Annotated in this window: 7 protein-coding genes; 6 read left to right on the top strand and 1 reads right to left on the bottom strand. The window is 49.3% G+C overall.

Going from position 1 to position 11,236, the window contains the following annotated elements:
- Positions 1-4: 4 nt before the first annotated feature.
- Positions 5-979: a helix-turn-helix transcriptional regulator gene (locus AB7S66_RS03345; protein ID WP_428518018.1), complete on the bottom strand. Its 975-nt coding sequence runs from the start codon at positions 977-979 to the stop codon at positions 5-7.
- 114 nt (positions 980-1,093) lie between these two features.
- Between AB7S66_RS03345 and AB7S66_RS03350 the strand changes: the two genes are divergently transcribed.
- The 6 genes from AB7S66_RS03350 to AB7S66_RS03375 all read left to right on the top strand — a co-directional run bounded on the left by AB7S66_RS03350 (position 1,094) and on the right by AB7S66_RS03375 (position 11,073).
- A complete protein-coding gene (locus tag AB7S66_RS03350; protein WP_428518019.1) occupies positions 1,094-3,613 on the top strand; it encodes a hypothetical protein in 2,520 nt (839 codons plus the stop codon).
- 134 nt (positions 3,614-3,747) lie between these two features.
- Positions 3,748-5,019, top strand: a complete 1,272-nt coding sequence (locus AB7S66_RS03355; protein WP_428518021.1) for an ABC transporter substrate-binding protein — start codon at positions 3,748-3,750, stop codon at positions 5,017-5,019.
- 109 nt (positions 5,020-5,128) lie between these two features.
- A complete protein-coding gene (locus tag AB7S66_RS03360) occupies positions 5,129-6,010 on the top strand; it encodes a carbohydrate ABC transporter permease (protein WP_428518022.1) in 882 nt (293 codons plus the stop codon).
- A complete protein-coding gene (locus AB7S66_RS03365) occupies positions 6,007-6,834 on the top strand; it encodes a carbohydrate ABC transporter permease (protein WP_428518023.1) in 828 nt (275 codons plus the stop codon). Before AB7S66_RS03360 ends, AB7S66_RS03365 begins: the two co-directional genes overlap by 4 nt.
- 9 nt (positions 6,835-6,843) lie before the next feature.
- Positions 6,844-9,960 (top strand): alpha-mannosidase, encoded by a 3,117-nt coding sequence (locus AB7S66_RS03370; RefSeq protein ID WP_428518024.1) that lies wholly within the window; start codon positions 6,844-6,846, stop codon positions 9,958-9,960.
- 15 nt (positions 9,961-9,975) lie between these two features.
- A complete protein-coding gene (locus AB7S66_RS03375) occupies positions 9,976-11,073 on the top strand; it encodes a glycoside hydrolase family 88/105 protein (protein ID WP_428518026.1) in 1,098 nt (365 codons plus the stop codon).
- The last annotated feature ends 163 nt before the right edge of the window (positions 11,074-11,236 follow it).

An 11,236-nucleotide genomic window follows, 5' to 3' on the forward strand; every position in this document is an offset into this window, starting at 1 on the left:
TTTTCTAGCCTTGCTCCTCAGGTGATTGCAGAATTCTTGGGAGTGTTGCTTTGGTGTTGTGTTCAGGATCTGAACGCCTAAGCAAGAGTTGGGAGCGATGGTCGGTATCCTTCCTGAATGCTGATGGGCTCATCTCACAGTACTGATGAAAGACACGGTTGAACTGGCTGAAAGAGGGGAATCCGCTTTCCTCACAAATCTGCTGTATGGGTTTCTTGCTGTAGAGCAGGTCATTTTGTGCATGACGGATTCGGATCATCTGCAAGTAGGTGACAAAACCTGCTCCAGTTACCAGCTTGAATTGCCTGGAGAGATAATAGGGACTGATGGAGAACATCTTTGCAATTTCAGGGAGTGTAAGTCTCTCGTCAAAATGGATATGCATATAACTGGTGATTGCATAGATTTTCTCACTGACTGAGTTGGTACTCGCTTGCTTGACGTATTGGTTCTGTCGTTTATGGGTATACAATACCCAAAGCAGCTCCATGAAACTTTGGTGGATCATCATCTCCGCATTGGCAGGCTGTTCAGTTCCCAACTGATAGATTCTGTTCAAGAGTCGGTGAATTTCTTCCTGTATCTGCCCATCAAAACGAAAAATGGGTATTTTTTCCCCAAAGAGGGAGAGCAGACGTTCTGTCTGCCGTTCGAACCCCTTGGGGTGCTCCTCAATCCTGAATCCGATGACCAGGCGAGCCTTTGGCTTTGCATGCTCCTCGTAGGTGCTCTTATGCAGCAAACCTGGCTTAAGCAGCACAAGATCTCCCCGTTGCAAGGAAAAATACTCGCCCTCTATGACATGGCCGGCAGTATCGTCAAAAAGGATGTACACCTCCCAATAGGTATGAAAGTGCTGGAACTCCATGTTCAACCGCCTCTTTTGGTAGTCAAAGACATAGAATACCGGATCATCAACCCGGTTTACTGTGATGACCAAGGATGGGTCGAAAAGTAGCTCAGAAAGTGAATGTCTCATGTGTGTATCCTACCCCAGTTCGCATGAAATGCAAGAGATTCGCGGTAAGAGAGCAAGAAATACGTGGATTTTGCAAAATTGTCATTTCATACTTATCACTAGGAGGGATATTCCATGTACCATTTACGTTATCCACTGCAAAACGCAAGGCATATCAATCGGTTTCTGATATCAGAGATCCATGAGGAGCCGGTAAGCGGCACCCCGGTGAAAATAGAACAAGAAGCAAATGTCTGGGAAGGGTCGGTTGGTTCGGCCAGCCATACCAATCCTGTACGTGAAGCTTTCGTTGCTGGAAGAAGAGAGGCTAAGGATGGCTATCCATACTTTTCTGATAAACAAGTAGGGGGATCGGTAACCCAAAAAGGTACAAGCCATGTACTCTCTGCCCATTTTCCCTTTGATGATCCGGTAATTTCACTTTCTGGATTTTATCCAAACCCAACATGGATCAGCGCTGTAGCCCTTACGTACTTGGAGAGTGAGAAAAAGCGTGAGGTGGTATGTGAACTTGCCGTTGCAGGAGGAGCACGTCTCTTTCTCAATGGGGAAAAGATTATGACCTTTACCCCCTATCTGAGAAATCAGATACAAACCACTGATGTGACCCTGCCTCTGGAGATTGGGGACAATGAACTGGTTGTCTTCTGGGATGAGTTTGCTGAACGTGACAGCGATTGTTCGTTCTCTCTTACCTGTGTGGAAGAGCAACCATCCTTGGTGCAGAAGCTTCCCATAGCTGACCGTTCTCCACAACTGGTATTGGCTGTGGAGAATGCCCTCGGTGATCTTAGTTGTTTGAGCAACCATGTAAGGGAAGGGGATGTCATACTGTCCTGTCCCAATCCGTATAAGGAATCGGATTTGGTGATCTCCCTTGTTGGGGCTACCGAAGAGAACTACATGGTAGGTGACCTCTATCGTGCTGAAGCTGTCTTCAAACCTGGGGAGAGGACCGCTTCCCTCGGCCCATGTGAGAAGCTCCCTATCGGGTATCTGCAGTTTGTAACCAAGACAACCGTAGAGGATATGGAAATCCGCTATAAACTTGCTTTTGAAAACTTTCCGCTCTCTTTGGTTCCCAAACCAAAGAAAACAATGGATGAACGCAAGAGACAGGCGTTCAGATTCCTTGAGCGCTATGGAGAGCGTAATGGGAACAGGGCGGTTGCAATCCTGCACGCAGGTGGCGATAAACAGGAGTTTGTTCACCTGCTGGAGAGACAGATTGCATTCATCAACAAACGTAGCGACTGTAGTGACTTCTACCTTTCTTACTTTCCCCATATTCTGAACACCTTTTCTGAGCATCCTTATCTGACAGCGGAGCTGAAGGATGCAATGAAATCTTGTATGTTGCACTTCCGCTACTGGCATGATGAGCCAGGGGATGATGCCATGTGGTTCTACAGTGAGAATCATGCGCTCATGTTCCATGTCTGTCAGTTGCTTGCCGGGGAAATGTATCCAGATGAAATTTTCACCAATAGTGGTATGAGTGGGAAAGAGATGCAAGAGAAAGCGATCAAGCTGCTCAGAACATGGTTCGAAACCTTCTTTTCCATTGGTTTTACTGAGTGGAACAGCCCTCCTTACCTGCCAATTGACGCTCTTGGATTTGCATCCTTGTATGCACAGACAACAAACACCGAGATGAAGAACCTTGCAAAGAAGGCAATGGATTACATCTACTACATTCTTGCTGTCTACTCGCTTGATGGAATTTTCAGTACCACTGCAGGACGTACCTATCCCAAGGAGCTGTTTGGCAACAACTCCAACTGTCCCTCTTTCATAAACTGGATCGGCTACGGTATCGGGAATACCAGTCATGCAGGAAAGGGAGTTACCGCACTCTGTTTCAGTGACTACCAGGCGCCAGAGGAGTACCGAAAGTACTTTCAGGTCCCTGAGGGCATGGCCTTGATCAGTCAATCGACACACGGCTACCAGGGTTATGCCGACGTATATGCTTGCAAGACGGCATGCTCTCTGCTTAGCAGCGCCAACAACTTCCGCGTTGGTGAGCGTGGGTTCCAGGAGAATCCAATCCACCTCCTGTTCTCTGCCACAGAGCAAATCTGGGTGAATCACCCAGGGGAACATGCACTGTTCGGCCACGCACGTCCTTCCTACTGGGCGGGTAATGGAACCTTGCCTAGGGTGAACCAGATAGAGAACTTTGCCTCAATCAGCTTCTCCCTCTCTTCCTCCCATCCTGTGGATTTTTCCCACATCTATCTTCCAACCATGGAGTTTGCAGAGTTCCAGCAGCGGGATTCCTGGTTGTTTGTACGCGCCCACAATGGTGGGTACGGAGCAATCTACTGTTCTTCTCCTCTCAAGATGGTCATCTTTGGCCCCAATAAGGAACGTGAGTTCATCGCCGAAGGGAGGAATGTTTTGTACCTGTTGCGTGTAGGATCCCCTGCCAGCTTTGGCTCCTTCCAGGATTTCATTGCAGCTATTGAGCATGCCCCGCTGAAAGCGGATTCCCACTCCTTTGTTCTTGAGGACCCCAGCCTTGGAACGCTGGAGGGGGGCTATGGACAATCGTTGCAAGTCAATGGGACAAGTGTAAACTATTCTGGGTTCAATCCTGTAGGACAGAATAGATGGACTGTAGAACGCTAAAGCAAAAAATGCAATCTTTATTGGAATATTTGGACAAGATACTTGTAGATTTATAGGTCTCAACGATTACACTGACACTATGAGCAGTAGCTCAACAAATTGGAAACTGATATTCATACAACAGGAGGTATGATATGAAGAAAGTATCGATTCTCGCATTGGTGGTTTTACTCCTTGGCAGCATGGTTTTTGCTGCAGGGTCCAAGGAAGAGGCTACCCAGGGCCCCAAGGTTCTCAAGGTGATGCTTAGTGAAGAGCCCTCAAGTGAGGATGCTTTGCTGAACACCATGAAGGATTGGGCGGCAGAGACCGGGAACACCCTTGATGTTATGGTCATTCCCTACGAAGACCAACTCACCAAGTTCCCCTTGATGGCACGCAACAATGACTTGCCGGATTTGATCGCCACCACTCGTCTTGCTCGTCTCTATCCAGATGAATTCATCGATTTGAGCGAATATTTTGACATGTCCATCTTTGAACCGATGGCTGTGGAAATCATCGTGCAGGATTACAAGAGCGACAAGAAGTCAACGCTTCCCCAGCAGTTCACGATTACCAATGTGTACTACAACAAGGATGCTTTTGACCGTGTCGGGCTTTCTGCTCCTACGGTAGAAGATCCTTGGACCTTTGAAGAGCTTGAGAAGAATGCAAAGCTCCTGAAAGAGAAGGGCGGGGTAAAGTATGGTATGGCGATGGACTCCTCCAGAGCTCGCTATGACAATCTGATGTATGCAAACGGAGGATCCATGGTGGAGAAATCTGGTGATTCCTTTGTGGTTGCCATCAACAGCCCACAGAACATTGCGACCCTGGAAGCTTTTGTCGACTGGAACAATTCGTTCATGCCGAAGGCTATCTGGGCCGGTGGTACCACCGATAACCCGGCCGACTACTTCAAGAACGGGGATGTTGGTATCTATTTCAGTGGAACGTGGAACTACAATTCCTTCTACAACCAGATTGAAGATATGAATTGGGGCGTCATGCCTTCTCCAGTCGGTCCAGAAGGTCCAAGCGCAATCCTAGGTGGAAGTGGTCTTGGTGTCCCTGTGAATGCCAAGAACAAGGACCTTGCAGTCGACTTCCTCAAGTGGTTCTACACCGAGGAGAACTTCCAGACCTACCTGAACCGGGACAAGGGACTCTCCTCCCTCGTTGGGGTGACCTACTCGCCAGCAGACCAGCAGGTTGCTGAGGATTACAAGGTATTGCAGAGTGAGGTTTCCAAGGTTTCCTATGCCTTCAGTGTCGATGAGAGCTCGATGTGGAGAAACTTCTACGACAACGAGTATCGTGACGCACTCCGTCAGGCGGTCAATGGGGACATCAGTCCTGCAAAGGCACTTAATGACTTTGCTGAGCTGCTCTCCAAGAAGTCCGGCTGGCCTCTCAAGTACTAATGTACGTGGTGCTGGGCTGTCTGCGACAGCCCAGTATCTCTCTTACCCACTACCCGTATGTGTGTAGATCATGATTGTATGCACGTACTGTCAAACGGATGCACTACCTATGAAGACACCCTATGTAAAACGGCATGTCAAAGCGTTCTGGTTTTTCATTGCGCCTTGTCTTATCCTCTTCTCCGTCTTTTTCTTATTGCCGCTGGGGTTGAGTGTGGGATTGTCTTTCACCAATTATGATGGGTGGAAGACCATGGATTTCATTGGCTTGAGCAATTTCAGTGAGTTGATCCGGGACTCCAAATTCTATGCTGCCTTAGGTCGTACTTTTGGGTATACCCTGTTCAGTCTCCCCTTCAAGGTGATTGTCCCGCTCTTGGTTGCCATCCTGGTAACCAGCAAGCGCGTTGCCATCAAGGGGCTTGCCCGAACCATGGTGTATGTTCCCAGCCTGCTCAGCCATCTGGTTGTCGGTATCACCATAAACTGGATGTTCAGCGCCGAGTATGGCCTGATCAACTATCTGATCCAGACCATCGGAGGGGAGCCCATGCAATGGGCGCTCAACCCAAGGCTTGCCACCTTCGTCATCAGTTTTGCAAGCAACTGGGCATCGACTGGATTCTATATGGTGATTTTCATTGGAGGTATCAACAATATCTCTGGGGATATATACGAGGCGGCTGCCATTGATGGGAGTTCCTCCATCCAAACCTTTTTCCATATGACTGTTCCCATGCTGGCTCCTACCACGTTCCTGGTCACCCTGCTCTCGACGGTAAACCTTCTCAAGGAGTATGCATTGGTCCAAGGTATCACCCAGGGTGGTCCAGGATTGAATACCACCTTCATTATCCAGTTTATTTTTGATAAGGGTTTCAATCAGATGCAGTATGGCTATGCCTCAGCAATCTCATTGTTGGTAATGATCATCTTTGCCCTTATCGCCTACGTACAATTCAAGATCAGCAATGGAGGGGACCGACGATGAAACAGACACTATCCAAACACTTCTGGCCATCTCTGTTTACCTTTCTTGTAGCCGTATTGATGCTCTTCCCCATCATCTGGCTGTTTTTCAGCTCATTCAAGCAGACCGGAGAGCTCTTCAGCTATCCGCTTTCCCTCTTCCCCTCTGATTGGACGGCAGAACACTACCTGAAAGTTGTAAGCGACGATTTCTTCAACTACGTTTACAACAGCCTCTTCCTTGCCGTTGTAGGCACTGCAATCACCCTCATTATCAGTGCCATGTGCGGCTATGCACTTGCCATCTACCGCTTTGAGGTCTCCTATACCAATCTGATATTCTCAATCTTTCTGCTCGGTACCTTGATCCCCGGGGAGACCCTTACCGTTCCCCAGGTGGTGGTCATCAGTGAGCTCGGTCTCTACAACAATATTTGGGGAGTCATCCTTCCTGTGGTGACTACCACCACCGGTATCTTCCTGTTCCGCCAACACTATCTCTCCATACCCCTCTCCTTTGTTGAGGCAGCACGCATTGACGGCAGCAATGAAGCCCAGACTTTCCTCTATGTTATGCTTCCCTTGGGGACCAGCAGCACGGTAACCTTGGCTATCTTCAGCTTCATGTGGAGATGGAATGACTACATCCTTCCCCTCTTGGTTCTCAGCGACCAGAAGAAGTACACCATACAGATTGCCATCAAGAACTACATTGGGTTCAACGGAGTTGATTGGAGCAGCATACTCGCAGCCTCGGTCATGTCCATCATACCCATAATCATCTTGTTCATAATCTTGCAGCGCTACATCATTGGAGGCCTTTCTGCATCCGGGGTGAAAGGGTAAGATTGCTGTATGAATAAAGAAGCATTACGGCAATACGTTGAGGGTCCCCTTAAGCAACTGAAAGAGGCCCATTACCCTGATACCCTTTCTATCAAGGAGATTTGGGTACAGGAGTGTGCTTACCACCAGTGGGAGAAGCGGCATGAGCAAAGCGGGTGGAAACCCTTTCACCAGAACCAGGGATTTGGAGGGCATGAGTACCACTGTCTGCTGCGCTGTGAGGTGATTATCCCCGAACAGTGGAAAGGGAAGACGGTACGACTCAGGGTGCAAACCGGAGCGAATGATATCTGGAACAACAACAATCCCCAGTTTCTGCTCTTTTTGAACGATGAGCTCTCCTGCGGCCTGGATGTCCGGCACACGGAGGCTGACCTGCCTGATACAGAGCAGGTTTCCATCGTTCTCTATGCCTATACCAATACCCGAAAGCCGGATGTTTTTTTGAGCTTGGACCTGTATGCTCCCAATCTTGAGCGTGAGGCGCTCTTCTATGACTTGGAACTTGCCTATGAGACAGCTCTCACCGTTGAGGAGTTTAGTGAGGCATATCTGCTTTTAAGTGAGGCTGTGATCAAGACACTGCAGAATGTGGATTTCAGCAGTATGAATGCGTTACAGGATGAGGTGATGCTGTCAAGGGCCCGCAGCATAATGAAGCAGCATCTTGCTCGCTATCAAGATTCCAATCGGATGCAACTGTCTCTTACCGGACATAGCCATATCGATATGGCCTGGCTTTGGACACTTGACCAGACGAGGGAGAAGAGTCTTCGTAGCTATGCTACCGTGCTCTCCCTCATGGAGCGGTATCCTTCCTATATCTTCTCATCGAGCCAGATGCAACTTCTCGAGTTCATCAAGCACGATTATCCTTCCTTGTTTTATCGGATCAAGGAACGGGTCCTTGAAGGGCGCTGGGAAGTGGAAGGGGCGATGTGGGTCGAGAGCGATACCATCCTTACCAGTGGCGAGTCCCTTGTCCGCCAGATTTTCTGGGGAAAGCGTTGGGTGAGAGATGAGTTTGGGATGGATCAGGAGGTCCTCTGGCTCCCTGATTGCTTCGGGTTTCCTGCGACCTTGCCCCAGATCATGAAAGGGACGAATCTCTCATACTTCGTAACCACGAAGATGGGATGGAATGAGACCAACCGAATGCCTCATGACCTGTTTCACTGGAAGGGCCTGGATGAAAGCCAGGTGCTTGCCTACTTTGTCAGCAGCAAGGATTATGAGAGCATCGCTTCCTATCCAAAGCGAGGGGGAAATGAAACCACCTACAACGGTGAGCTCTCTCCCTCCCAGTTGTTGGGGACCTGGCAACGGTTTTCAGACAAGGAGTGTACAGACACCCTCATGTACCTGTATGGGTATGGAGATGGGGGTGGTGGCCCTACCAAGGAGATGTTGGAAAGGGAAAAGCGCCTAAGAGAGGGGTATCCAGGACTGCCAAAAGTCCATAGTAATACTGTAAAAGCCTATCTACAAGAACTGGATAAGAAAACAGAGGTATCAGCTTCATGGTTCGGGGAGCTCTATTTGGAGTACCACCGGGGGACCTATACCACGATGGCTGAGGTGAAACGCCTCAACAGGTTATGTGAAACACGGGCCATGCAGGCAGAGTTTTTTCTCTCCCTGCTCTATCTGTATGCAAAGCAAGACTATCCCCATGCTTCACTGGAACGGGCATGGAAGCAGCTATTGCTCAACCAGTTCCATGATATTCTTCCCGGCAGTTCACTGAAGGAAGTCTACGATCTTGCACTCCAGCAACAGCAAGAATCATTGGATATCTTTACAGGGCATGCAGATCGGGCAATGCAACACCTGTCTTCCCTAATAGCCCGAGCAGACTCTGATGTAGTGGTTTTCAACACCCTGGGGCATCAGCGCTCCGGGCTTTGCAGAATCGAGGGATGTAGTGCAGCAGGTGCGTATGATGAGAAGGGTTCTCTGTTGCCTTCATTCCACGATGGGAAGGATCTCTATTTCCACTGCACTGCAGTCCCTGCCAAAGGTTGGAAACGTTTTGTCCTGGGTGCCTATGAACCACTACAGGAGAAACCTTTCACTTGGGAGCACTTTACCTTGGAGAGTCCTCACTACACTGTACGCTTTACACAAAATGGAAGACTTTCCCGTCTTTATGACAAATCATCTGGATATGAGGTACTTGCCCCTGGAAGGGAGGGAAATGTCCTGATTTTGGCTTGTGACTATCCCAAGGACTATGATGCATGGAATATCGGCAAGCAGGGTAAGGATATGTACTATGAGATTGAAGGAGAGACACAGTACACGGTAGTAGCAAACAATGCATTGTTCTTCACTCTGGAATGGAAGCTGTCCTTTGGAAGCTCCTTATTCACCCAGCGCGCTACCTTCTATACCCATGATAAACGAATTGATTTCACGCTTGTGGCAGACTACCATGAGGACCATCTGATGCTGAGAAGCCTATTCACGGTGGATGTCCATGTACCACGGGCAAGCTATGATATTGCCTACGGGGTATGTGAGAGAACAACCCATACCAATACTAGCTGGGATGAAGCCCAGTTTGAGGTTCCATCACATAAGTGGGTAGATCTCAGTGACGAAAGCTATGGAGTGACGCTCCTGAGCAAACAGAGCTATGGCTACAGTGCCAAGAACAACACCATAAGCATCTCCCTGCTCCGCTCCCCAACCTATCCAAACAAGATTGCAGACAGGGGATTACATACATTGCTCTATGCGCTTTACCCCCATAAGGGGCGTTATCAGGAGGCAAAGGTAATTGCAGAGGGGTACAATCTTCATCAACCCTTGCTTGCAGTGAAGGCTGGGCAGGGGCAGGCAACACTTCCTCCTGTTGCCAGCATTGTCTCCTGTCCAGATGAGAATCTCGTCATCGAGACGGTGAAGAAGTGTGAGGACCGTGACTCATTGCTTATTCGGATCCTGCAATTGAATGGGAAACGGGTCTCCAGCAGAATCAAGACACAGCTTAAACCAAGAGAGGCATATCTGTGCAACCTATTGGAAGAGCGCCTGCAGAAGATACCCTGCAATGAAGAAGGCGTCGCAGTAAGCCTGCGGCCCCATGAAATACAGACCATTGAACTCATATTTGAACGTTGAGATTGAGGAGAGGACATGAGGACGATTGATGACACACTCACTACCTTGGTAGAAGGATTCATGCCAGTGCTGTATGCATCGGATGACCCTGACTTTGCCGCCAACAAGTTGGCTCATGGTATTGAGGATGCTATACGAAGCCGATACCAGTTCTGGGAGTGGCCGCACGGGGTAGGGCTGTTCGGTCTCTGGAAACTGTTTGAAAAGACAGGAGAGGAGCGTTATCTAAAGATGCTCACCGAGTACTATGACGAGCGGATCGAGCAAGGCCTTCCTGGAAAGAATGTGAATACGATGGCCCCTATATTGGCTCTCTCCTATCTTGCTGAGTACACCGCCAACCCACGCTACCTGGAAGTATGCACTGAGTGGGTCGGCTGGGTTATGGAGGGAGGTCTGGCAAGGACGAAGGAAGGGGGATTCCAACACCGTACCACCGATGATGAGAATCCAGGCCAGCTCTGGGACGATACCCTGATGATGACCGTATTGGCTGTTGCCAATGTGGGAAGGATTGTAGGCAAGGAATCCTACCAGCAGGAAGCGATCTACCAGTTCCTCTTGCATGCAGAGTATCTCTGTGATGTAAAGAGTGGGCTCTGGTACCACGGTTGGACCTTCGAGGGGAATCATCACTTCTCCCAGGCGTTCTGGGGTAGGGGAAACTGCTGGATAACCATTGCCATCCCACTCTTTCTGGAGACAAAGGGGTTGCCTGAGAGCATAAAACGATATCTGGGGACCATCCTGGTAAGGCAGATCAATGCGCTGGTTCCCCTGCAGGAGGAGGGTGGCATGTGGCATACCGTGCTCGATGATCCAACCAGCTATCTTGAGACAAGCGCAACCGCTGGATTTGGCTATGGCATCTTACGCTCAGTGAAGCTTGGATTGCTTGGAACCCCCTACCTTGCGGTTGCAAAAAAGGCGCTCAATGCGGTCATGGAGAATATTGATGAACATGGGGTTGTCCAGAATGTCAGCTATGGAACGCCCATGGGCAAGGATTCCAAGGATTTCTACAAGCAGATTCCCATCCGTCCCATGCCCTATGGGCAAGCCTTGGCAATGCTTTTCCTGATGGAAAGCCAGGGGATGGATGCATGGTCCTAACCATCGATGCCGGGGCAGCCAAGACGGCTTGGGCGCTTAGTGAGGCTGAATGTGCATTGGGTCCCTTCGAAAGACGGCCTACCCAGGATGTACCCTCCCTCCTGCAGGAGATTGTTTCAGCCCATGCCAAGAGTGTTGATGCAATCGGCATCTCCCGCTTGGG

It is taken from the genome of Sphaerochaeta sp., assembly GCF_050178175.1.
GTDB lineage: Bacteria > Spirochaetota > Spirochaetia > Sphaerochaetales > Sphaerochaetaceae > Sphaerochaeta.